The sequence below is a fragment of the Psychrobacillus sp. Z16_25 genome, from assembly GCF_056856695.1.
This window is the reverse complement of sequence record NZ_JBXEOV010000017.1, coordinates 23,694-45,203: the sequence shown is the minus strand read 5'-3', so window position 1 is coordinate 45,203 and position 21,510 is coordinate 23,694. Positions and strand designations below refer to the sequence as shown.

Genomic DNA, 21,510 nt, shown 5'->3' with positions numbered 1-21,510 from the left:
TCTTTATCTAAATAAAGAACAGTCAAATAATTATAATTATGATATTCAAAATAAAAAAGCAGACAAGAATACCTATTTGCCTACTCTTTTAACCATATTTACATTTCATTCGTTCTCTTCCACTTTCTATACTTATCACGCACACCATTCCATCCATACATAACGAGGATTGTTATAGCAATCCCTATTCCGCTTAGAGCTGTTAAAAGTGCTACCCATTCAAAGAATGAATATCCCGGAACCTTTGACCAATCTGTAAAATCCTCCCAATCCTCAATTACTAGATTCATTCCATAAATACCCGAAACGACCGTATAAATGGTGAGCATAAATAACAAGGCATTTTGTCTTGCATCTATTTGGTTAGCCTGACCTCGATATAAGTCATTAAGTGTATTAGAGACTTCATTAAACAATGCTTCTAATTGAAAGCTGTTTCTTAAGAAATTCGTTATTTCTTTTCCTTCTGATCTAGAAGAGATTAATCCAAAGAAATATCTCGAATAAAACTTCGATATACGCTCCATGAGTTCTTTTACATATTCCTTATCCTTCACCCATGTAATTTCGCTATATTCAAAGGACAAGCGTAGCAGCATAACCTTGTAATAATAATGAAGTAACAGATTGTAATAATCGGTGCTCATAAAAGCGGCAATTTCCTTATCAAGCAGCTCTCTGGGTTTTATTGTAACAGTCATCTGGGTGTTTTCAGAAAATATCAGATATGTAAGAGGCGCCCAGCGATCATAAGTATTCTTCTGCACATATTGATCAATATATTCTTTGTTATTACTCGAAATTAAGGGTTTCCCTTCTATATCCTTACCATCCAATCTAGAAATTCTATACAACTGTTCATTTGTTATTTCTTCTTGCTCATCAGCTATAAGAAACGCAGAAGAAAGCATTCTTTCGTCCTCAAAGAAAGGAAGACCGCCATAGTAACCAGCCAACTTATTGGAGCTTACGATAAAGGGCTTAACGGAAGGACATAGGTGCTCCATAATTAACGCATTGGTCGTTTTTATCTCTTTTCCTTCTGAAAAAATTCGCACACCTTTTTCTTCTGTAAGTTTTGGCTCCATCACTCTAAAATGAGAAATAAAATTCAGGACCTCAGACAACGTATATTCCACGTCATCCACTAACTCCACTCTTAAGGTAACGACCCCTATACCAAATGGACAGAGAGTAATATCTAAGCTATTAAGATGGAAATCCATCGTATCTCCCCTTAATTGCCAACTATACTGATCGCTAAACTGTTTTGAATAGCGTAAAAACCCTCTATTCGCAGTGGTCGTAGGAAATAGCTTATCTTCTATATAAGGCAAAAAATATTGGTCTAGCTCCTCGTGTATAATCTTTACATTCTTACCATAATACTTGTCCTGTAGCTCTTCTCTCTCTAATTTAAAATACGTGAATCCATTATCAGTCAAGGTTTCCATTAATCTTTTTCGTCTTTTTTCTTGAAAAGCAAAAGGAAACATGAAGGTTGCATAAGCCTTTTTAATACTCAGTTCATTACTCATATCACTTTTCATCAGCCTCACCCCTTTCCTCTCCTTTACCCGTCTTGCAGGCTAAATTAAACAAGAGCAATCTTACCTTATAGTAAGATTGCCCTTGTATACTAATTGTTATTATCTTTTGTTGTTATTACGGTTGTTGTTGTCATTGTTATTGTTGCGGTTATTGTTATTACGGTTGTTATTATCCAATTCGTTTAGGTTTTCGAAGTTGAAATCGTCACCAAACTCTAGGTTATTGTTGTTATTGTTATTGTTGTTGTTATTGTTGTTATTGTTGTTACGATTGCGCTCGTTGCGGTTGAAATCATTTTCGTTACGGTTGTTTTTGTTATCCATCAGTATACCCTCCCTTCTTGATTAACCAATATTAGAATGGCTAAAAGGGGAGGGATTATACATCTTATTTATTCATTTTTTGTTTATACTCAGCATATTCGTTATATAACGCAACTCGCTCATAATACCCTTTCTTATCCCTCGGATCAGTTGTCTGGGGCTCAAAAACTCTGTTTTCTATATATTGATGTAAAAACATTTCTCCTACAATCAATATGATGGAAATAACAAAGGCTGCTGTGCCAACTGGTATTTCATCATATAGTAACGTTCCCACACCGTAGACAATCAGGCCCCCTAAAATAAAGTCCCCCAACGTAGCAAGCGCATTCCCGATTCTTGGCAAAAGAAAGATATCTCCAATATACCCGAGGACCGTCACCGCTATCGCAGTAATAAGTACATTAAGTAAACCGACATCATAGTACCAACCTAATACAATCAACATAAGAGCAAAAGTCATGATAAATTTCATCAAAAAAGTTTTTACATACATAACCCTCACTGCCTTTCTTTAAGTAGTTTCGGCTTGTAAATAGTTTGTTTTTGGTTTTGTAGCCTTATACCAATGAAAAAACAAAAGAGTGATTAAGCATACTTCTATCGCATCTCCACCATAATACATCAGCATCGCTCCTGCTTCCGCCTCTTCTTTAGATACTCCAAATGGTGGATTAGCATAAATGTATTTGGAAAGTATTTTATGACCTGCAAGAGCCATAACAAAAATAATTGTGCGATATAGATATCCTTTTCGATGAGACGTAGGATCAATATAAATAAGGGAAATCGTAAACAAATACCCGGCTAGGAAGACGTGTATATGAACGACAAAATATATCCACGCATACTGGTGCATTAATTCATATAAGCTGGTGGTATACAATAACCAAAGCGCCCCAATATTAAGTACGGCTGCAACGAATGGATGCTGATAACAGCCAAAAAACTTACGATGCAATAACTTGGTAACCTTACGTGCAGACTGTACAGGCAGACTTCTGAGAAAGAGCGTCATTGGCGCTCCCAAGGCCATCAAGAAAGGAGCAAGCATTCCTAAAAGTAAATGACCAAGCATATGAAATCGGAAATCAGTGTGCCCCTTATCTGCCAATGGTCCAATTACACTGAGAAGCGCAAGTAAAGTACCGATCCCCCAAAAGACAGTGCGATAATACGGCCATTTTTTCTTATGGCGGTTCGATAAAACAACTGCAAGCAAGTAAAGGTAAAGGAATAAAACAAATGGGACTGCAAGTAAATATTGTGCAACCTCAAAGGATTGACCAAGTACCTCTTGATGCAAGTGCTGATTCATAAATCTTTCCTCGTCTGAAAAATAAGCACTACTCCCACTAGAATCAATAGAACTGCAATCACGTTCCAAACAATATCATAAGGAAGTATATCTACACCATATCGTATCTGGTGTAAGCCCATAAGCTTATGCTGAATAGTCCCATCATATAGTTGAAAAATTCCTGAGCCTAAAAATATTCCTGCTAACCAACGTTTTACCCAAAATCCATGCTTTCGATGTAAGTCAGCTAGTAAAAAAGCGGAGCCAATAGTGGCAAAAAAGCTAAAAGCATGAAAAATCCCATCTGAGACTAATCCTATATCCTTTGTGGACTTGTCATAAAAATGATGCCAGTGCAATAGTTGGTGAAAGACCACCTCGTCTATAAATGCGACTATTCCGAGCCCAAACAATACTCCTGTCCACAAATTTTGCTTGGCATATCTTCGCTGACTTTCCCTATCAAGGACTCTCTTAACAGTAGTCATAGCAACCTCCTACCCATCAACTAAATTATTATCTAGTTTTCCCCGATAAGAATCACTTAAACGTTAAAGGAGGAAATAAAAAATATTCCTGGGTTTCCCGACAAACAAACAGGAGAGTGAACAACAAAAAACCATGAACACTAAGTTCATGGTATTATATATTTTAAGTTTTAAGCTAAGCTTCCTATAAACGTCAGCTCTTTGATTTCCATATCATCTGCTTTGCCATCTAAAATGGCTTCCACGTCATCCAAGGTCTCAGATAAAGTAACCTTTTTCCCAGGTTGCTTGGTAAACTCTTCTGCAACAGCAAAAGGTTGAGTAAAATAAGCCTCTAAACGAGAACCCCTTTTATAGGTTTCCATTTCAACTGTCGGGATTTTCTCCATACCATGTACCGTTACCATCGCACGTAGCTCACGATATCGTCTTAATAGCTTCAAAGCACGCTGTCTCAAGGCAAAATGGCGCTGGTCCAAATCGACCCCTTCAAGTAGAGAAGATGTTGAGTAAAGTGGATGAAGCGCCGGATAGAAATGACGTGCTGCAAGCTCTGCATCCAGCTGCCACACTGTTTCTAGAGGACCATAAGGGATATCCTCGTCTACTACCTCTCCTGATAAATCTAAAAGAATAGTCGTTATCGGTGGAAGGTTTTCTTTAAACAGCTTTTCCTGTAAGTCAAACAACTCTCCAGAAACAACATAGCTACGATCAGTAATAAAAATAATATCACTTGTTAACCCCTTGAACTTCTCAAGTGTTTCTTCTATAGAGGAACTTGTTATGTCTGCAAGCTCAACTGTCCCATCTAATTCCTTACTTTCTCCCTTTGGTAATAAAAACACTGTCTTGTAATTACTGCCTTTCAAATTGTGTAAAAGCTCCGCTAAAATAACTAGCTGCCCCATTCCCGGACGTGCGATCAAGCCAGTTGTCCCTTCCTTTACTAATGGAGCAAAGAAGTCTAGAGCTTTAATCCCCGTTTGAATCATATGAACCTTCTCCCCTCTTATCACTAATTCGTCCAACGAACAATTTGCCAAAGACGCCAAACCCACAAGCGTGCGTACCTCAGCTTTCCCCAAATCAATTTTCCCTGTACATAAATTGGATACTGTAGCCGGTCGAATGCCAATCGATTTTGCCGCCGTAGTCAGATTCGGTACCTTTCTACGAAGTAATGCTACATTTAAACGAATATCTTCTATTTTCTCCCACTCCTTCCTGTTACTTTAAATAGTAATATTAATTACGCTCAAATGCAAGTGATTTTATTTTAAAAAGTAAAAAAAATTACTTCATAAAGTAAAAAGAAGCCTTCCTAGACGGAAAGCTTCTTTTATATACACTTTATTTATTCCGAGTAATTTTAGAGACAATTTAGATTCCTTCTACTATTTCTCGAATGTCATCCATTGCTGCAGCCTCTAATTCCTTCGCCTTGTCTTCAATCAGATCGGTTTGCTCTTGTACAGAGAAGTTAATCATATTCGTCGTCCAAATACGTAAATCAGCAATATGTTTATCTACTATCTTCTTAAGCTCTACTAAAGTAGTCTCTTCAACCGTATCCAAATTATTTCCTAATTCTGTCTTTGCATTAGCGATTGCAGTTTCTAAATCAGCTGCCGCTTGCTCTGCTTTTGCTCCAATTTCTGTTTCTAAATCCTCTAGCGCTTTTCTTCCTTTTTCACCAGTAAAATTATCTGTATCCGTTTGAGCTGCTGCAGCTACTTGGTTAGATAAGTCGCGCAGTCTTTTCTTTTCTGAATCCAGTAGTTTACTAAATTCATTGGAAGCATAAGTATTTAGCTCAGCTTTCTTTTTCGCAATTGCATCTTTATGCTCCTTCACACTTTTATCAATTTTGTTATTTACATCAGTTGTAGATGTTTTACCAAGGTTGGTAATTTTCTCCCCACCCGCAACTTTTTTCTCGTTATATTCAGCTAGCAATTCCGGTTTTTTCTCATCAATATATCCATTTACACTAGTAATTGTACTTTCTTTTGACAAACCAACTTGGATCTTAAACCAATTTTCTAATCTCGTTCCTGCATCCGAAGCCCCGAACGCTACTCCTGTTCCTGTAAATAATGCGATTGCCGTTGCTCCAATTAATACTTTCCCTTTAACTGTTTTTACGATTTTCATTGTTCATTCTCCTCTGATGTTTTTTGATTTTTATTTTATATTTTTACAAATATTGCACCATTTTTGTAACACGTGAATATTTTCACCTAGGAACATCGACATCATTTAAAACATTGTCAAATCAAGGAACTATATTAGGCGTAACAGTTTCCTCTGAATTATTAGGGGAACTTGAAGAATCTACTGGGTTTGTTATCACTTCATCTGGTTGAACAGACTCACCATTATTTGTTTCTTCCGAAGGTCCCTCTATTGTATGAATAGGTTGTAATGATAGCTCAGCCACTTGACCATTCATTAAAGCAATAGCATTCTCTACAATGGCATCAAGATTTTCTTGTACAATTAACTCTTGAGCATTTTTGTCCGACTTTAATTTATTTTTCAACTCTTCTGCATGTGCTCGCAAATTATCGACTCTAATAGAAATTTCTTGTTGGGTGTAACTCTCTAACTCTTCATTTACTACTTTCATTTCAGAAGTCAATGTATTTTTTAGATCAGCAACCAATAGATTTTTTTCATCATTTATGGCCACTTCTATTTGTTGAATAGATTGTGATTTTTTATTTGTAAACCAATTAGTTAAGATGCTTGTTATATCTTCATTAGCGTTTGCATTCCCAATACTCCCCACCAATGCAAAACAAAATAGCAATGAACATACTACTATTAGTAGCTTTCTTCTTCCTGTTTTTTTGTATTTATCTATTCTACTTAGCATGATGTCCTCCATTTTAGAGAATAAAGGATTTTGTGATATCCTTTTCTCTATTTCATCATTTGTTTATTTCTTTAATTACTGAGTCAAGCACCGCCTTAGCCTCATTTTCTATTTCAATAGCCCTTTCACTAATAATGATTTTTTGTTCTTCTAATAACTCGTCTTTCTTTCTGGAAATTAAATTTTCCAATTCTAAAGTTTTATTATCAATCATACTTTTTATTGTTTCAGTAGAATCGGCCGCTTTGACATCTAATTGCCCTTGGAGCAATAACTTTGCTTCTTTAATTGCAATTTCCAGATCAGCAACGGCTTTACCCTGAGCATCTTTAAGCTCTTTTTCCATAGTTTCATTTGCAGTTTCACCTGCCAAACCAGTAAATAATAGCAAATCACTATATGACAAATCTAACACTTCTTCTCCAGTTTCCTTGATAGCAAGTTGAGCTGCCTCTTCAATGAATTTGAACTGACCATCCATGTACGTTTCAATCTGGCTTGACTTACCGTTTAATGTTTTAACATGCTCTTCTTTAGCAGCATTAATAGCATCTGCTTTTGCTAAGCTTTCCCTTTCTTTTGTAGCTTTAATAGTTTCTTCAGCTTTCGTTTTGATACTTGCATATTCATTAGTTAGAATATCTTTTTTACCGTTTATATAACTGGCAGTATTCGCTGTCATAAGTAAAGAAGACTTAATAAATTTTGTGTTATACCATGTTTGCAGATTGCCTCCAGCATTAGTCGCTCCAAAAGCTACTCCCCCACCTACAAACAAGAACACAACTGCTATTCCTGCTATGACTTTACCCTTAACTGTTTTCAGCATAAAATAACCCCTTTAGCATTAATGAAACGAAAGAAAAACATTAGCGATACTAATTGTTGTTTAAAACTTCTTTTAAGATATTTTCAATATCCTCTTCTAATTCCTCTTCAACAGCCGCACTATCAAGCTCATCTTCTAATTCTTCTTTGCTTAATGTGGTCACTGTCTCTTCTATTAGATTGTTGCTATCTTCTTGGTAGTCATTTATCGTAGAAACCGACTTCTTTACCTGTTTTAATAAAATTTCTGATAGATTTTTATCTATTTCTTCAGTAGTAATTGTTACAAGCAGCTTCGCATTATTCGAGAATTTAAATAACCCGGAGTCAGTAACTTCCAGTAATCTCTCAGAATCCTTATTAAAGGACCGATCATACCACTCTAAAATAGGATGTGAAAATTTGCTTTCAGATGCATAAATTGTGCCTGATCCTACTATTAATAGAATCAACAATATAGTTAATACTTTTCTCAATCAAACCTAGACTCCTTTCTCGTTTTGTCCATTCATTTTACCCAGAAGAGTAAGAGGATTTATTCATTTTCAGTAACACATTCCCTCCCTATAGTCATAAAGTTTATTATTATCAATCCTCCCGATATACCCACGGAACTTTTGAATCAGGAGATTAATCTTAGTATAAGACTGCATTTTTTGCGGGCAATCTTTTCTACTAAACTTCTAATCTTTCTACAAATAGATTGTTGTTTTTCTTCTTTTTGACTGAATATGTAATTCAAAATACCCTATACACCGCTATTCCCTCTCATATTTTTCGTTACAAATGATTCTATAGGCACTTATGCCAAATAAAAAAACACATCTCCCAGAAGATGTGCATGACTTTATATCTACTATTAAATTTCCACAGGCCAATCACTTCTATTTACCTATCATTTTGTAATAAAAGATAGTAGAATCTAAATTTCCGTCTGCAGACTTTGCATAGAAAGGGATTGCCCCTGCCTTCTCATATTCTAACGATGTATAAAGGAGGTTAGAAGGGTCTCCCTCTCGAGTATCTAATACAATCAGCGATCGCCCTCTTGCAGTTGCCATCTCTTCTGCCGTCTCCATGAGGAGGCGACCAATCCCGATTCTCCTATAATGAGGATGTGTCATTAGCTTCGAGATTTCTGCTCGGTGTAACCCATTCGGCTTGGAGCATAAGTGCAGCTGTATACTCCCAACAATTCGATTATTCTTCTTAGCCACTAATAAAAGAACATCTGGATTGATTACCTCTTCCCAATAATCCATTGCTTCTGCTAATGCTATCGGTGGTAAAAAACCAATGGATGCCCCATCTTCTACTACCTGTATTAATAGCTCGGACAACTCCTCCATATGCTCAACTGTCGAGTAAAGCTGCTCAATTTCTATCTCTGTTAACATAGAACTCCCCCAATTAAATAATATATCTTATCATTATTCGTGGAAGGAAGAGATATTCCTTTTAATAAAGTGAAACTTTGATTGGTGGGGGTTTTCTTTCATCCCCCACCAATCATTAGTTGAACCAATCGGGCTTTTAGGGACAGTTGATCTCCCACTTAGCTGTCTCTTTCTTTTGCCATCTTGAAATGGGAGTCTTACTGTCCCTTAATGCGGGATAAAAGAGTCTTTTTGTCTTTAGTTAATCTAGCTCCGAGAATAGTTTATTTCACATGCGCTTAGTTGCTTCGTTTCTAAGAATTCATTAGAAACAGCCATGTGCTATGCTGCTCTATTCAAACCAGACGTGGTTTCGTTCTCAATATCGATTTCTTCATTCTGCAATTTAATGGAATGACGTAAAAAACTTAAGAAAGAACATGTCCTTTTATTGCGGAAGATTCTGTTATTAAGTTTTGAACTACATCAATGACTAACTGCGGGTTTTCCAAATGGATAGAATGACCATGCTCTGTCTGTATCCATTCTGTATTTAGCGTTAACCCGGCTAACAATGCTTGCTGTCTTTCCCATTGACTAGATGGGTTATTCGAGCTCACTACAACGACAGGTAGCTCTTTATGTAACTGAGTATTCTCTAGCAAAGGCACAGCATGTATAGTATCACGATACTCCCGATACAACGATTGATAAGACGTAAGGTGAAAGCCTGTATAGGTGAGATGCTTTTCTAAGTCCTTATGTAAAAACTTTCTTCCCACTCTTTGATTGATCCATCTTGGAATTCCTATTAACGATGTTATATAGCCAAACGTAACTAGACGTTTGTATGAATGGTTATATTTTTCTTTCCTATATTGATTCTCATGGACAGAATCTATCAGTACTAACCCCGCAACTAACGCAGGATATCTAGCCGCAAATAACCTCATGGAAAGACCTCCAAATGAATGACCCACCAATACAAATGGCGGCTCTAATTGCAGACATTCCACGAGCTCCTTTAGATCTCTGACTGTATCCTCTATTGTCATTGTCTTTCTATGCGTTGTGCTCCACCCGTAACCACCTCGGTCATAGGCCACAACCTTTGCATTTTTGAGCTCAGGCTGAACAGCATACCAATCAATTGAAAAGGAACCGAGACCAGCTTCCAAAATGACAGTGACCGGTCCCTCGCCTATTTCTATTACATGCAAGGCCGAAGTGGAGGTTTGTATTATTCTGCCTGGGGGTGCGACTTTGCCTTGTCGTTGGATAGCTAAATTCATGAACGTAAAAGGAAATCCAACTATTCCTAGCGCATTTCTAACAACGGTTGTTAATTCCATTTTGGTCCTCCTAAAGCTTCGTCCATAATGATTTCGTATAGCCCAGCTGTAACCCAGCTCTAAGCATGTTGCGATAACTGTCACTTCCAAAGGCAGCCTCCGATGCAATATATCTTGCTCCCTTTTGCTTCGCAGATTGGGCCCTTTCACCAATGAGAGCCGTCTGAATCCCAAGACCTCTATATTCAGGAAGAGTAGCTGCCGCAGAAAGCATTGCAACTTCTTTTTCTATGTATAAAGCTGAGATCCCCTCCGGCTCTCCACGATAATAGGCAAGGTAAAATTCCCATCCCGGCACATGATAGAGAACCTCATTATTTTGTCGAACCCCTTCTGTAATGAATGCCGGCAAACCAAAAGATGTAACATAGATATTTGCAAAGAGGGGAAACTCATCCTCCTTCAATCTTTTGATGACTGTGTCTGCAGGATACTCCTTTAACAGAACATTATTTATATCTCCTATAAAAGAGCAATGAAAGCCAGATTGATAGAAGCCTTTTTCACTTAGCTTCCGAAATACTTTCTCCGACCCGTTAACAGGAGACACTTCTATACGAAAGGAAATTCCTTGTTCTTCGTAATGAGAGAAAAGCTCATCTAATTGAGGAAGATCTTCTTCGTTTATTCCCCTTATTGTATTGAACGCAGGTCCAGGGATATTTTTTGCTTGAAAGCCATACATATCCCCTCTTTTTAAGATATTCACTTTCATTGGGTTTCCTTTTAGTGACTGTATGGTCTGGAGTCTTGACTTTAACGCATTTATTTCAGCTGTTTCCATCAGGTGTATAGTCATTTCTATATCTCCGTTTCTGTAAGTTTCATTTATACAAATTTCTACCTTTTGTGATATAATTCCTCTAAAAATGAAAAAACAAGTAAATTTTTGCAACATTTTTCATGCGTCATCTATTATAATAATATTCATAGAATAGTAATATAAGGAAGGGGAGGACTCGATTGAAGAGATATAGACGTCGTAATACGATGGCTTTCACAGTGCTAGCTTACTTTACGTTTTTCGCAGGGGTTTTGATGTTCAGTATCGGTCTGTATAATGCAGACAATCTACAGCTAAACGAAAAGGGATATTATATTGCGGTGATGATTTTAGTAGCAGTAGGTGCTATCCTGACCCAAAAGGTTACTCGTGACAACGCGGAGGATAATGAAATAATCGCTGAGCAAGAACAAGAAAGATTAAATAACGTTCGAATTCCTTCAAACACAAAAGAGTCGTAAGCAAAAATCCTGTCCAATTTAGAGGACAGGATTTTTATTTACTTCACGATGATGAGTAATTCGAGCATTATTCCCCTCCAATTCTAAAATAAAGAAATCAGGATTCCTCATTTTCGCCCACTCCTGAAATCCAAATGCCGAATTGTAATGATTAATTAATAATGACAGCAGATTCCCATGAGAAACTAGGACAACTTGGTTCATTTCTTCGTTATTCACCATCTCCTCAATAACATTCAAAATCCTCGATAGAGCTTCTCTACTCGACTCTCCACCTTCAAACGCTAAATCCTTGTCTGTGAAGCTTTGCTCTAGTTTTACCAACCAATCATCCATCGGCTGATCACTCAGCACTCGCTCCTTTAGTCCTTCTATCCTCTGTATTTCAAGGTTCAACTTCTCCGCTAACGGCCTAATGGTATCGACCGCTCTCTTATAGGGACTAGCAAGGATATGATCTACCTTTGTATCACTAAGCATTTGAACAAGTTCTTTTGCATCCTGCTTACCTTGTTCCGTAAGCGCTGCATCAGGCTCTTGCCCCTCTGCCTTACAATGTCTTATCAAATAAATGGTGGTTTTCTTCATGGTTCTTGCCCCCTTACACTTTTACTTTATTCCTACGTCCACCAAGAGGATTCAGATTATTTTATTTTCTCATAAACTATATAAGAAAGAAGTAGTTTTTCTTAAAATTTTTGCGAATATTTCCAATAATACTTTATAATAAAGCTAATATTTTAGAAAGGAAGTGTCTACAGATGAAAAACAAAACAAAGGTGATTGAAAAGTAATCTCTGCAAACAGCAGCTCTTTTCAATCAATAAATGAAAAACTAAACGACTGAAAAGAGGAAAATAACTTGTATCAAGACAAAGAACTAATTATACGCCAAGTAAAGACTGAGGATCTTCCAAGACTTTGGGAGCTCATTCACAAGGAAGAGTCTCCTGAATGGAAAAAATGGGATGCACCTTACTATGAGTATAAGCAAGTTCCATATGAAACGTTTATGGAAAAAGCAGATTGCTATGTAAATAGTGAAAGCTTCTGGGCAATCGAAGTAAGCGGCATTGTATGTGGCATCGTCTCTTATTATTGGGAGCATGAGCCTTCTAATTGGCTAGAAATGGGCATCGTCTTTCACGAAGCACCGAGCTGGGGAAATGGCTTGGGGACAAGGACCTTAAAACTTTGGATGAATCATTTATTCCAAACGCTGCCTCTGGTTCGAGTAGGATATACAACCTGGTCTGGTAACGAGCGTATGATTCGCGTTGGCGAAAAGCTTGGAATGACCCAAGAAGCAAGAATAAGAAAAGTCCGTTATTACAACGGTCATTACTATGATTCTATAAGAATGGGTATTCTACGTGAGGAATGGGAAGCCCTTCATTTGTAGGAGCAATCCAAAGTATCGAGCGATAGGCACAGGCCATCGCTCGATATCTTTCTCTCCAAAAATCAACCGCGCGATAGGTACTCATTACCGAGCGATAGCTCCTCTTTTCCGCGCAGTACTACCCCTCTTTCGAGCAGTAACTCCCTTTTTTCGAGCAATAGCTGCCTCTCCAAATATTAACCGCGCGATAGATACACATTACCGAACGATAGCTCCTCTTTTCCGCGCAGTACTGCGCCTGTTTCGAGCAGTAGCTCCCTTTTTCCGAGCAATTGCTTTCACAATTAAGCATAAATAAATATAGTAAGGTTCTAATTGATGAAAAATTCATTAAAATGTATTGACAGTGTTCTGAATTGAGTGTAAATTCTCTATAATAAGTTAATGCGATGAAGAGAAAAAGTAAAATGGTTGAATTTCTTCAAGAGAGCTTCGGCAGCTGAAAAGAAGCAGAAAATACTCCATTTGAACAATGGCCTCTGAGCACTCCATCGAACGTGCAAGTGCACCTTAGGCGGACGCGGGATTTGGTACCCGTTATCCATACCACGAGTCTAGAATTCATGTCAGAAATTCTACACTTGCTGAGGCTGCTTATGTGAGTAAGCAGTGAAAAAAGGTGGTAACACGAGATATATCTCGTCCTTTTCAATCAATGATGAATGATTGAGGAGGGCGGGATTTTTTACATGCTGATTCTCCTCAATTGAAAATAAAAACAGCTTAGGAGTGTTTGATATGTCAAAAGGATTGTTAGTGTTTCAGTCAGATTTTGGAATAAGTGATGGAGCGGTTAGCGCGATGCATGGGGTAGCTAATACAGTGGAACGTGGACTGCCTATTTTTGATTTAACTCATCAAATTCCTACCTTTGATATTTGGGAGGCCTCGTATCGATTATGGCAAACAATTAATTATTGGCCAGAAAATACAGTGTTTGTTTCAATCGTAGATCCAGGCGTTGGATCAGACAGAAGAAGTGTCGTGGTGAAAACAGCGAAGGATCAGTATATCGTGACTCCGGACAATGGAACGCTTACTCATGTGAAAAGATTTATCGGAATTAAGGAGGTTCGAGTAATTGATGAATCGGTTAATCGCCTTCCGAATTCAGGGGAATCTCACACTTTTCATGGCCGAGATATATTCGCCTATACTGGTGCTCGCCTGGCATCGGGAGTCATTGACTATAACCAAGTGGGGCCTGCTTCATCAACCAATACAATCGTGGAGTTACCTTTAAAGGAATCCTTTATTGAGGATGGGACCGTACAAGGGGTTATCGATGTTATTGACCATCCCTTTGGTAATCTTTGGACGAATATAGGTCGATTACAATTCAAAGAGCTTGGGGTTGAATACGGAGATAGCTTCTATGTTTCCATTCAAAATAACGGTCATGCCGTGTTCGAAGGAAATGTAACGTATGGTCGTTCCTTCGCTGCAGCTGATATAGGCGAACCACTACTCTACATCAATTCATTGGATAATATCGGTATTGCACTAAATCAGCGCTCTTTTGCAGAAACATACGATGTGATTACTGGTATTCATTCAGAAATAAACATACAAAAAGTAACTACAAAGATTTTATCAAAATCAGGATGACTTTTTCTAAAATAAACCGAAGCTTTTATAATCCGTTTGTTTGAAAATTTGTAACTGTTTTTCACATCCCACTTTGTTATACTGTTTTGAGCAACATTTATAGTAAGGTGGAAACAGCATGCTTTCTTTTATTTTGACCGTAAAACGTTTTATCGAAGCGTTTTTCAAGGCCTTTAAGGAGCCTATTTTCCTTTCGTTATTTACAACGCTGTTTTTTATTATCCTTTCGGGAACTCTCTTCTACACAAAGAAAGAGGGCTGGGAGGTACTAGATGCCATTTATTTTTGTGTGGTTAGCCTCATCCCGACAGGTGTGGAAACAAACTTATCTCCTGTAACTGATTTCGGCAAGGTATTTACGATGATTTATCTAACTGTGGGTACAGGGGTCATGTTCATCACATTACTTACCCTTGGAAGAACCATGATTAATACAGATGCTTTTGAAAGTTTAGCAAAGGGGAAAAAGTTTTTCTCCCAAAAGGATAAACAAGAAAAAACACCTCTCTGATTTAATTGCAGAGAGGTGTTTTTCATTTATGAAAAAGCTTACCGTAATTTGTCTCGATAACTACCGGGGAGGCTATAGCTCGCTTCTCCGAGAACAACCATCGTCTCCCTACGGGCCCAAGTAAAATAAAAGCATTATCCTCCCGATCTCCCACAAAATTTAGATATGTGTGCAGATGGACATCATTATCATTACTAACCGCGAGGCCCAACGCTTGCATTTGCTTATAGGCTGCTCCTATGTTCTCTGTGGAAAAGCTGATTTCACTGATAGAGAGGATATTTTTCACTGTAAATTCCTGCTTATCTGAGTTGGGAGCCACCTCTTTACGAGCAATGAGCTCAACAATATTTCCTGAAGGATCCTCAAAGTAACAAGAGGTCGCTTGCGTTCTACCGTCAAACTCTATTTCATCCTCTCCATCCTCTGTAAGTAAAATCACCTTCTCCTTCAGCCATTTCTTTGCTTCCTTAAATTTATTTGCAGGAATGTTAAAAGCAAAATGATAGTAGTAGTGATTTTCTTCCTTATCCTTTATCAGCCTTAAAATACTGTCACCAATTTGAAAATCGGCCATCTCTTCTGTCCAAAGTTTTAAGCGGAATCCAAGAACATGCTCGTAAAAATAAACCGTTTCATTATAACGACTTATGTATAGCTCTACTTGTTTAATCTTCACAATATTCCCTCCCTTACCACTACTATAGAGTGAGATGGGATTTTACGGCTCAGTCTCAAGGAGGATTATATATAATTTCAGACTTATGAATGAAAAAAGCAGAAGCATCCAGAACCAGCTTCTGCTTTTTTCTATTAGATTTTTTTCACAAATTCCGATTTAAGCTTCATAGCTCCAAATCCATCGATTTTACAATCAATATTGTGGTCTCCGTCAACTAAGCGAATTCCTTTCACTCTTGTCCCTATTTTTAGAACAGAAGAGCTTCCTTTTACCTTAAGATCTTTAATAATAGAAACAGTATCACCATCTTGTAGAAGATTACCGTTTGCATCCTTCACCACAAGGATATCTTCATCAACTTCCTGCTCCTCATTCGGTGACCATTCATGCGCACACTCTGGACAAACGAGCATGAATCCGTCCTCATACGTATATTCTGATCCACATTTTGGACAATTCGGTAATGTAACTGTCATGTTTTATCCCTCCAATTCATCCTCTCCATTTTAATATAGAAGTACTCTTAGATGGAAAGGAAATATGAGAGAAATATACTAGCCAACTGGATATGGATATTGCTTTTACTGGCTGACCGTCACAGAGCCTTTGAAATTAAATGGTGAGTATTCATTTTCTACGTTATATAGACATATTTAGGTATCCGCACCCTTTTTCTTTGTTCTATATGTTTATTTCAACTCTCCCAGGGTATTAAATCTATAACCTACCTACCCTAATTTAGAATAAATGGAAGACGAGAGGAGCAAAAGCCATGGAGGAAGAAAGAAAAGTAGAAGTTCGGCGCGAGGAGCATACAGATAATGGTCTGGTTGGTGCTACTTTTATCAAGTATGCAGCGTACCTAATTATTTTCTTCGGGCTTCTTTGGTTCCTGATATCCTATGTGTTTCCAATGTTTTAAACAAAAAACCACATCCTTCACAAGCGGATGTGGATTTTTTGTTTATTCGGTTTCTGGGAAAAAGGCTTGTTCCGTATCAATATCCACAAGTGTTGGACCTTGGCACTCTAATGCTTCCTCCAATATTTTTTCCATCCCTCTATCCTCTGTAATTCGGTAGCCTTTCCAGCCACAAGCCTCCGCTACTTTCACAAAATCAGGATTTATAAGCTGTGTTCCTAATTCCTTTACCCCTGCAGCCTGAATTTTATCACTTTCCATTTGAAGCGCACGATTGTTGAATACAACTACCGTAATATCCAAATTGAGCTGTGTCGCAGTAGTTAAATCGGCCAAGGTCATCTGAAGACCTCCATCTCCCACGACAGCCACCACTTGTTTTTCAGGAGCCGCCAACTTGGCTGCTAAAGCTGCAGGCAATCCAAACCCCATGGAACGCCAGTAGCCAGATACCAGTACCTTTTGATTGGTTTGACGGAAGTTTCTGTTCATCCAAACGGTTACATCCCCTGTATCAATAGCTAGGATTGCATCATCTGCTACTGTATTTTCTAGAGCTCTAGCGATTCTCGAAGGATGAACTGGTGAGCCACCTATTTTTCCTTCTTGCTCGTTTTGAATGGCCCACTTTGATTTTACCGCTTTTATCTGGGTAACCCAGTCATAGCTCTCTTGATTTCCTGATATTCCTTCCAATAAAAGCGGGATAACCTCCTGTGTGTCTCCTTTTATGCCAATATCCGCTGGGATGCGCTTGTTTGCATTTTCTAAATGCAAGTCTATTAATATAATATCGGCATTTTCCGGCACATATCCATCTGGCCACCAGGTAGCTCCTGCAACAAGCACTACATCTGCTTCCCGAAATAATTCCTTCGCATGAGGGTTACCTCCCTCCCCGATACCTTGCAATAAATGCTCGGTAGAAGCTTTAAAAATACCTTTTCCTCCAAAGCTGAATAGGATGCCTGCTCCCCACTTCTTGGAAAGCTTATCTATAGCCTCTGTTGCACCTTCTGCTCCAGCACCAGCTAGGATTATTGGTTTTTTCGCCTTATTCATCACAGCAATAACCTCTTGCATATCCTCTTTTCCAAACGATCCAACACCCTTTAACATAGTTGGATATGGCTTTGCCTTTGAAGTGGTTTCTTGTTGAAATAAATCCTTAGGAACGGAAATATGAGTAACGCCTCTTTGCTCCATAGAGGTCAATGCTGCCTTTCTTAGCAGCTCTCCAATAGCATTAGGGCTGGCCAAATTGGTAGAAAACTCAACAAAAGGTTGAAATAAGGCTTGTTGATCCACGTACTGCTGATAATCAGTTCCTATTTTATCGGTTGCAGCTTGCCCAGTGATGACAAGTACAGGTGCTCTGTCGGAATAGGCATCTCCCAGACCATTTAATAAGTTCGTAGCACCTGGCCCCATGGTAGCGGTGCATACCGCAAGTTTTCCAGTCAATTTCGCCTCTGCAGATGCCATGAAAGCTGCCACTGACTCATGTTTCACTGGTATAAATTCAATTTCGTCTTGCTTTGCCATTGCATCCAGCAAACCAATAATCGTATCTCCCGTCACCCCGTACACTCTTTTAACACCATAAAGAGATAGCTGGTCTAATATGACCTCCGCAACAGTTTTGCTCATAAAAAAACCTCTCCTTTCTTTATATAGAGTTTTCCCTTATAAGACCGGGTTAAACTGCGTGAAAGAAGAAGGTTTTCTTAGCTAATGAAGCCAGCTTTGTATCCATTGTTCAATACGTATGTAATCGTTAGGAAGAATTCTATTAGCCATATCCCTTTGCATCCTTTTCCCCGCCCATGCATGGAATATCGACATATTTTCCATTGTGCCCAGGATGCTTTCATATCCTTCCCGCCAGCCTTTTCGGAAAGTCTGAAGCACCTCTATATCATCTTGGAAAACCTTTAATCCCTCTAACTCTAATATTGAATATGTTCTAGAAAAATCGAATCTATAATCTCCTCTTGCCGCATTCATCCAATCAATAATTCCAACGATATTTACTCCGTCCGTCATCACATTAAGGGGATGATAATCCAAGTGAAGAAGTTGATCTCCAGAAGGAGATACAGCTTTCAAAATTTCCTCCTCTTCTACAACAGGAGTTAGCCAATTTTCCTCTCGCCATTCATCTGGAAGCGTTATTTGATTAATAAGAGCCTGCATCCTTCCAAAATTAAACCCCAAAACAGAAGCGCACGCTGGATTTTCCTGTAATGCACTTAACACTGTCTTTCCAGGAACCCAATCCATAACCATTGCGGCATATTCTCCTACCGCTTTTACAGAATAGACCCTTGGTGTTGGAATCCCTTTTTCTCTAGCAAGCTCCATAAGCTTTTTCTCTCGCTTGAATTGATGCAATCGGTCACTAGAGATGATTCGTAAAGCCAGTATTTCCCCATCATCGTTTACAAATTTAAACACCGTACTATCTTTTCCGCCTGGTATTTCTGTGTATGAAAAATTACCGGAATATCCAAGCTCCGATAATATGTATTCTATGTTCATCTTTTATCCCCCCTTCTCCCTTCATCAAATTTTTCCTTATGTCTTTCTTACTGTATTCTGCATAACAAGGAAAGAAACCTTCAACAATTGACTTAACAACCCAAATTATCTCAACAATAAAAAGCTAATTTGCATTACTTTTTAATCTACTCATTTAAAGTTCCACAAGCTTATGAAGAATCGAATTGGAAAACTTATGATATAGTTAAAACGTCTGGAAAAATACGAAATGAAACGTAAGGAAGGTGACTATGTATGAAAATTGAAGTTTGGTCTGATTACATTTGCCCCTTTTGTTATATCGGCAAAAGAAGACTAGAGCAGGCACTAGAAGGATTCGAGCATAAGGATCAAGTAGAGGTTTCCTTTAAAGCGTTCGAATTGCAGCCTCATCTACCAAGTGACCCGAATATTTCACTTGATGAGATGCTAGCAAAGAAAATGAATGTGTCCGTTGAACAAGCACAAGCAATGAATAAACAAATGATTGCTAACGCTGCCACGGTTGGATTAGGGTATAATTTTGATAATATGAAGCAAACAAACACAAGAGATGCCCATAGACTAGTTAAATTTGCTGAGACACAAGAGAAAGCTGCCACTTTAACTGAAAAACTGCTAAGTGCTCATTTCACTGAATCAAAATATTTAGGTGACAGGGAAGTGTTATTAGATTTAGCAGAAGAGGTAGGGTTAGACAGAAGCCAATCAAAAGAAGTCTTACAAAGTGATGCTTTCTTGGATGAGGTGCTAATGGATCAGCAAGAGGCACAGCAGCTTGGCATTCAAGGAGTCCCTTTCTTCGTATTAAATAGAAAATATGCTATTTCGGGAGCACAACCACTAGATACCTTCGTCAAATCGCTTGAAAAAGTATGGGAAGAGGAAAACCGTCCTTCCCCACTTGAACAGCTTCAACCATCTGCAGAGTCCGGCATTTGCACAGATGATAGATGCGACATAAAAAATTAATTTATAGAGACTGGTACAAATTTAATGAGAGGCACTTATGATTCTATAGAGTCGTAAGTGTTTTCTTGTTTTTTGAGACTCAGGTTCTCCGCATCGTCGGACGCTTGGAGTGGAGGCCAACAGGATGTTGGTCAGGAAAACGTTGTCACACGACGTGACGTTCTTAGTTTTCCCCCCGGTAAGCCCGCACTCATCGCTAACGTGCATGGCTGTGCTGGCTAACCTACCACCCTGCTCCGAACCAATCGAGTTACTTACTAAAAATAAATTTTAATTATACTCCAAAAAGAATAGAACTTATCAATAAGGAGCTGGATTTGTAACAGCCTCACTAAATGAACCCTTTATTGCCTATATAGAAGGCAATATAATATTTGATTCCAGAATTTCAAGCGTTTCCTCTAAAAACCGTGTCCTCTGTTCCCCCTTAAGTGCTAATCCTTCTTCTACCCTGTCGTAACGGAAAGCACGAATTATTGCAAACAAATCACCGATGACGTCTCTCTCAGCTTTTTCTAAGCTACGTCCCTGCTCATAATAGCGAATGAAGGACCAAAAACGCTCGATTTCGGATTTTTCTCCCACATAGGGAACATGACAGCAATGATAGATTGCTACTGCGACCAGCTCGTTTATGTATACTTCATCTCCAGCTAAATTGTAATCGTAGCATCCAGTCAGAGAAGAATCTGAAAAAATCATATTATAATAACAAAAATCTCCTTGCACTGGGCCACCTGGTAAGGTAGCCCACTCCTTCTTTAATCTTGCTCTCCTCTGGCTATAAAACTCTTCAATTCGTGGAAATAAAGATTCTTGCTGACAAGCCTCTCTCATCTGCCAAAACGACAATTCATTTTCATCATAGTCACCAATCTCATCCGTAGCATTCCCGCCGAAAAGACTCCAAGAGGTAGCCTGGTTAATATGTATGTTAGATTTTATAGATAAATGGTGCTGTTCCCCAAGCAATAGGGCAATTGATTTAAGATGTTTATCCGTAAGTATCTCAACATCCATCCCTTTCATCGCTTTTTCCAATGTGAAAATTTTAGAGTTGTATAAATAAGTATAGGAGTCTTCTTTGCCTTTTTGATAGAAGACAGTTGGAAAATCTTCTTTTCTTAGATATTCCGCATACTCACAACATTTTTCTACATACTCTCTTCTTCCCTTCTCGCCTTTTATATAGTAGGTAACACTATTTATATCTTCTATTCTCGCTAGAATTCTTTCCTCATTTCTAATAAAGGTTATCTCTTTAGGTTGAATAAAATAATTCTGTAATATTATCGTCATTTCAGATTGGTTCATGATCATCTCTCTTTTCACAGACATTGATAGCTATATTGTTCTCCAAATATATACAGTTTCCTTCTAGCACGTTAAATATTACAAATATATTTCAATTGTTACAGAACGAATTCGATTATGGAAAATTGTATCCTTTTAAACCTTGAAATTTTCCATTTTACGCTTCTTATCTAATATTGCAGACTTACCTATTTCCAGAGGAATTAACTAGTAT

At 38.2% G+C, this 21,510-nt stretch carries 25 protein-coding genes and 1 other annotated feature; of the genes, 6 read left to right on the top strand and 19 right to left on the bottom strand.

Going from position 1 to position 21,510, the window contains the following annotated elements; genetic code table 11:
- Nucleotides 1–98: 98 nt before the first annotated feature.
- The 13 genes from AC1VU3_RS14810 to AC1VU3_RS14750 form a co-directional block, all read right to left on the bottom strand.
- Entirely contained in the window at nucleotides 99–1,550 is a 1,452-nt protein-coding gene (locus AC1VU3_RS14810; RefSeq protein ID WP_482983886.1) for a hypothetical protein, read from the bottom strand.
- A 99-nt stretch (nucleotides 1,551–1,649) separates the two neighbouring features.
- On the bottom strand, nucleotides 1,650–1,874 hold the full coding sequence (locus AC1VU3_RS14805) for a hypothetical protein (protein WP_480390350.1): 225 nt from the start codon (nucleotides 1,872–1,874) through the stop codon (nucleotides 1,650–1,652).
- Nucleotides 1,875–1,938: 64 nt separating this feature from the next.
- Nucleotides 1,939–2,370 carry a DUF2512 family protein gene (locus AC1VU3_RS14800; RefSeq protein ID WP_482983885.1) on the bottom strand — a complete coding sequence of 144 codons (432 nt, stop codon included), beginning with the start codon at nucleotides 2,368–2,370 and terminating at the stop codon, nucleotides 1,939–1,941.
- Between the two features lie 18 nt (nucleotides 2,371–2,388).
- Entirely contained in the window at nucleotides 2,389–3,192 is an 804-nt protein-coding gene (locus tag AC1VU3_RS14795) for a cytochrome c oxidase assembly protein (protein WP_482983884.1), read from the bottom strand.
- A complete protein-coding gene (locus AC1VU3_RS14790) occupies nucleotides 3,189–3,662 on the bottom strand; it encodes a DUF2243 domain-containing protein (RefSeq protein ID WP_480390353.1) in 474 nt (157 codons plus the stop codon). The genes AC1VU3_RS14795 and AC1VU3_RS14790 overlap by 4 nt, the downstream gene beginning before the upstream one ends.
- A gap of 170 nt (nucleotides 3,663–3,832) precedes the next feature.
- Nucleotides 3,833–4,657 carry a P-loop NTPase family protein gene (locus AC1VU3_RS14785; RefSeq protein ID WP_482983883.1) on the bottom strand — a complete coding sequence of 275 codons (825 nt, stop codon included), beginning with the start codon at nucleotides 4,655–4,657 and terminating at the stop codon, nucleotides 3,833–3,835.
- A gap of 388 nt (nucleotides 4,658–5,045) precedes the next feature.
- On the bottom strand, nucleotides 5,046–5,819 hold the full coding sequence (locus AC1VU3_RS14780) for a hypothetical protein (RefSeq protein ID WP_480390355.1): 774 nt from the start codon (nucleotides 5,817–5,819) through the stop codon (nucleotides 5,046–5,048).
- A gap of 121 nt (nucleotides 5,820–5,940) precedes the next feature.
- Complete coding sequence (locus AC1VU3_RS14775) at nucleotides 5,941–6,543, bottom strand: hypothetical protein (protein WP_482983882.1); 603 nt, start codon at nucleotides 6,541–6,543, stop codon at nucleotides 5,941–5,943.
- A gap of 55 nt (nucleotides 6,544–6,598) precedes the next feature.
- Complete coding sequence (locus AC1VU3_RS14770) at nucleotides 6,599–7,372, bottom strand: hypothetical protein (RefSeq protein ID WP_482983881.1); 774 nt, start codon at nucleotides 7,370–7,372, stop codon at nucleotides 6,599–6,601.
- Between the two features lie 49 nt (nucleotides 7,373–7,421).
- Entirely contained in the window at nucleotides 7,422–7,847 is a 426-nt protein-coding gene (locus tag AC1VU3_RS14765) for a hypothetical protein (protein ID WP_482983880.1), read from the bottom strand.
- Nucleotides 7,848–8,255: 408 nt separating this feature from the next.
- Nucleotides 8,256–8,768, bottom strand: a complete 513-nt coding sequence (locus AC1VU3_RS14760; RefSeq protein ID WP_482983879.1) for a GNAT family N-acetyltransferase — start codon at nucleotides 8,766–8,768, stop codon at nucleotides 8,256–8,258.
- Between the two features lie 407 nt (nucleotides 8,769–9,175).
- Complete coding sequence (locus AC1VU3_RS14755; RefSeq protein WP_482983878.1) at nucleotides 9,176–10,099, bottom strand: alpha/beta fold hydrolase; 924 nt, start codon at nucleotides 10,097–10,099, stop codon at nucleotides 9,176–9,178.
- A gap of 10 nt (nucleotides 10,100–10,109) precedes the next feature.
- Nucleotides 10,110–10,898 (bottom strand): GNAT family N-acetyltransferase, encoded by a 789-nt coding sequence (locus tag AC1VU3_RS14750; protein WP_482983877.1) that lies wholly within the window; start codon nucleotides 10,896–10,898, stop codon nucleotides 10,110–10,112.
- Nucleotides 10,899–11,062: 164 nt separating this feature from the next.
- Between AC1VU3_RS14750 and AC1VU3_RS14745 the strand changes: the two genes are divergently transcribed.
- The gene (locus AC1VU3_RS14745; protein WP_480390362.1) at nucleotides 11,063–11,344 is read left to right on the top strand and encodes a YiaA/YiaB family inner membrane protein; all 282 of its coding nucleotides are present in this window, start codon (nucleotides 11,063–11,065) and stop codon (nucleotides 11,342–11,344) included.
- An 18-nt stretch (nucleotides 11,345–11,362) separates the two neighbouring features.
- Here AC1VU3_RS14745 and AC1VU3_RS14740 read toward each other — a convergent pair whose 3' ends face one another.
- Complete coding sequence (locus AC1VU3_RS14740; protein WP_482983876.1) at nucleotides 11,363–11,932, bottom strand: histidine phosphatase family protein; 570 nt, start codon at nucleotides 11,930–11,932, stop codon at nucleotides 11,363–11,365.
- 274 nt (nucleotides 11,933–12,206) lie between these two features.
- On the opposite strand from AC1VU3_RS14740, the gene AC1VU3_RS14735 reads away from it, so the two are divergent.
- The 3 genes from AC1VU3_RS14735 to AC1VU3_RS14725 all read left to right on the top strand — a co-directional run bounded on the left by AC1VU3_RS14735 (nucleotide 12,207) and on the right by AC1VU3_RS14725 (nucleotide 14,865).
- Nucleotides 12,207–12,746, top strand: a complete 540-nt coding sequence (locus tag AC1VU3_RS14735) for a GNAT family N-acetyltransferase (RefSeq protein WP_482983875.1) — start codon at nucleotides 12,207–12,209, stop codon at nucleotides 12,744–12,746.
- A 380-nt stretch (nucleotides 12,747–13,126) separates the two neighbouring features.
- Nucleotides 13,127–13,396, top strand: a binding site (T-box leader).
- Nucleotides 13,397–13,484: 88 nt separating this feature from the next.
- Entirely contained in the window at nucleotides 13,485–14,354 is an 870-nt protein-coding gene (locus AC1VU3_RS14730; RefSeq protein WP_482983874.1) for an SAM hydrolase/SAM-dependent halogenase family protein, read from the top strand.
- A 118-nt stretch (nucleotides 14,355–14,472) separates the two neighbouring features.
- Entirely contained in the window at nucleotides 14,473–14,865 is a 393-nt protein-coding gene (locus AC1VU3_RS14725) for a potassium channel family protein (RefSeq protein ID WP_480390366.1), read from the top strand.
- Between the two features lie 22 nt (nucleotides 14,866–14,887).
- Here AC1VU3_RS14725 and AC1VU3_RS14720 read toward each other — a convergent pair whose 3' ends face one another.
- Together AC1VU3_RS14720 and AC1VU3_RS14715 are read right to left on the bottom strand one after the other, a co-directional pair.
- A complete protein-coding gene (locus AC1VU3_RS14720) occupies nucleotides 14,888–15,544 on the bottom strand; it encodes a VOC family protein (protein ID WP_482983873.1) in 657 nt (218 codons plus the stop codon).
- Nucleotides 15,545–15,678: 134 nt separating this feature from the next.
- Entirely contained in the window at nucleotides 15,679–16,023 is a 345-nt protein-coding gene (locus AC1VU3_RS14715; protein ID WP_480390368.1) for a zinc ribbon domain-containing protein YjdM, read from the bottom strand.
- Between the two features lie 296 nt (nucleotides 16,024–16,319).
- Between AC1VU3_RS14715 and AC1VU3_RS14710 the strand changes: the two genes are divergently transcribed.
- Nucleotides 16,320–16,469: a hypothetical protein gene (locus AC1VU3_RS14710; RefSeq protein WP_480390369.1), complete on the top strand. Its 150-nt coding sequence runs from the start codon at nucleotides 16,320–16,322 to the stop codon at nucleotides 16,467–16,469.
- Between the two features lie 42 nt (nucleotides 16,470–16,511).
- Here AC1VU3_RS14710 and AC1VU3_RS14705 read toward each other — a convergent pair whose 3' ends face one another.
- Both AC1VU3_RS14705 and AC1VU3_RS14700 read right to left on the bottom strand, forming a co-directional pair.
- Entirely contained in the window at nucleotides 16,512–18,119 is a 1,608-nt protein-coding gene (locus tag AC1VU3_RS14705; RefSeq protein ID WP_482983872.1) for a thiamine pyrophosphate-binding protein, read from the bottom strand.
- A gap of 81 nt (nucleotides 18,120–18,200) precedes the next feature.
- Nucleotides 18,201–19,010 (bottom strand): phosphotransferase family protein, encoded by an 810-nt coding sequence (locus tag AC1VU3_RS14700; protein ID WP_482983871.1) that lies wholly within the window; start codon nucleotides 19,008–19,010, stop codon nucleotides 18,201–18,203.
- Between the two features lie 255 nt (nucleotides 19,011–19,265).
- Here AC1VU3_RS14700 and AC1VU3_RS14695 point away from each other — a divergent pair, with 255 nt between their 5' ends.
- Nucleotides 19,266–19,982: a DsbA family oxidoreductase gene (locus AC1VU3_RS14695; RefSeq protein WP_482983870.1), complete on the top strand. Its 717-nt coding sequence runs from the start codon at nucleotides 19,266–19,268 to the stop codon at nucleotides 19,980–19,982.
- 351 nt (nucleotides 19,983–20,333) lie between these two features.
- Here AC1VU3_RS14695 and AC1VU3_RS14690 read toward each other — a convergent pair whose 3' ends face one another.
- Complete coding sequence (locus AC1VU3_RS14690) at nucleotides 20,334–21,296, bottom strand: protein kinase family protein (protein WP_482983869.1); 963 nt, start codon at nucleotides 21,294–21,296, stop codon at nucleotides 20,334–20,336.
- Nucleotides 21,297–21,510 lie beyond the last annotated feature (214 nt).

Coding starts and splice junctions, on each gene's coding strand:
- AC1VU3_RS14780 (WP_480390355.1), bottom strand. CDS start 5,819: ATGAAAATCGTAAAAACAGTTAAAGGGAAAGTATTAATTGGAGCAACG.
- AC1VU3_RS14725 (WP_480390366.1), top strand. CDS start 14,473: ATGCTTTCTTTTATTTTGACCGTAAAACGTTTTATCGAAGCGTTTTTC.
- AC1VU3_RS14790 (WP_480390353.1), bottom strand. CDS start 3,662: ATGACTACTGTTAAGAGAGTCCTTGATAGGGAAAGTCAGCGAAGATAT.
- AC1VU3_RS14695 (WP_482983870.1), top strand. CDS start 19,266: ATGAAAATTGAAGTTTGGTCTGATTACATTTGCCCCTTTTGTTATATC.
- AC1VU3_RS14770 (WP_482983881.1), bottom strand. CDS start 7,372: ATGCTGAAAACAGTTAAGGGTAAAGTCATAGCAGGAATAGCAGTTGTG.
- AC1VU3_RS14690 (WP_482983869.1), bottom strand. CDS start 21,296: ATGAACCAATCTGAAATGACGATAATATTACAGAATTATTTTATTCAA.
- AC1VU3_RS14755 (WP_482983878.1), bottom strand. CDS start 10,099: ATGGAATTAACAACCGTTGTTAGAAATGCGCTAGGAATAGTTGGATTT.
- AC1VU3_RS14710 (WP_480390369.1), top strand. CDS start 16,320: ATGGAGGAAGAAAGAAAAGTAGAAGTTCGGCGCGAGGAGCATACAGAT.
- AC1VU3_RS14700 (WP_482983871.1), bottom strand. CDS start 19,010: ATGAACATAGAATACATATTATCGGAGCTTGGATATTCCGGTAATTTT.
- AC1VU3_RS14760 (WP_482983879.1), bottom strand. CDS start 8,768: ATGTTAACAGAGATAGAAATTGAGCAGCTTTACTCGACAGTTGAGCAT.
- AC1VU3_RS14785 (WP_482983883.1), bottom strand. CDS start 4,657: ATGATTCAAACGGGGATTAAAGCTCTAGACTTCTTTGCTCCATTAGTA.
- AC1VU3_RS14715 (WP_480390368.1), bottom strand. CDS start 16,023: ATGACAGTTACATTACCGAATTGTCCAAAATGTGGATCAGAATATACG.
- AC1VU3_RS14795 (WP_482983884.1), bottom strand. CDS start 3,192: ATGAATCAGCACTTGCATCAAGAGGTACTTGGTCAATCCTTTGAGGTT.
- AC1VU3_RS14705 (WP_482983872.1), bottom strand. CDS start 18,119: ATGAGCAAAACTGTTGCGGAGGTCATATTAGACCAGCTATCTCTTTAT.
- AC1VU3_RS14740 (WP_482983876.1), bottom strand. CDS start 11,932: ATGAAGAAAACCACCATTTATTTGATAAGACATTGTAAGGCAGAGGGG.
- AC1VU3_RS14800 (WP_482983885.1), bottom strand. CDS start 2,370: ATGTATGTAAAAACTTTTTTGATGAAATTTATCATGACTTTTGCTCTT.
- AC1VU3_RS14805 (WP_480390350.1), bottom strand. CDS start 1,874: ATGGATAACAAAAACAACCGTAACGAAAATGATTTCAACCGCAACGAG.
- AC1VU3_RS14750 (WP_482983877.1), bottom strand. CDS start 10,898: ATGACTATACACCTGATGGAAACAGCTGAAATAAATGCGTTAAAGTCA.
- AC1VU3_RS14730 (WP_482983874.1), top strand. CDS start 13,485: ATGTCAAAAGGATTGTTAGTGTTTCAGTCAGATTTTGGAATAAGTGAT.
- AC1VU3_RS14775 (WP_482983882.1), bottom strand. CDS start 6,543: ATGCTAAGTAGAATAGATAAATACAAAAAAACAGGAAGAAGAAAGCTA.
- AC1VU3_RS14810 (WP_482983886.1), bottom strand. CDS start 1,550: ATGAAAAGTGATATGAGTAATGAACTGAGTATTAAAAAGGCTTATGCA.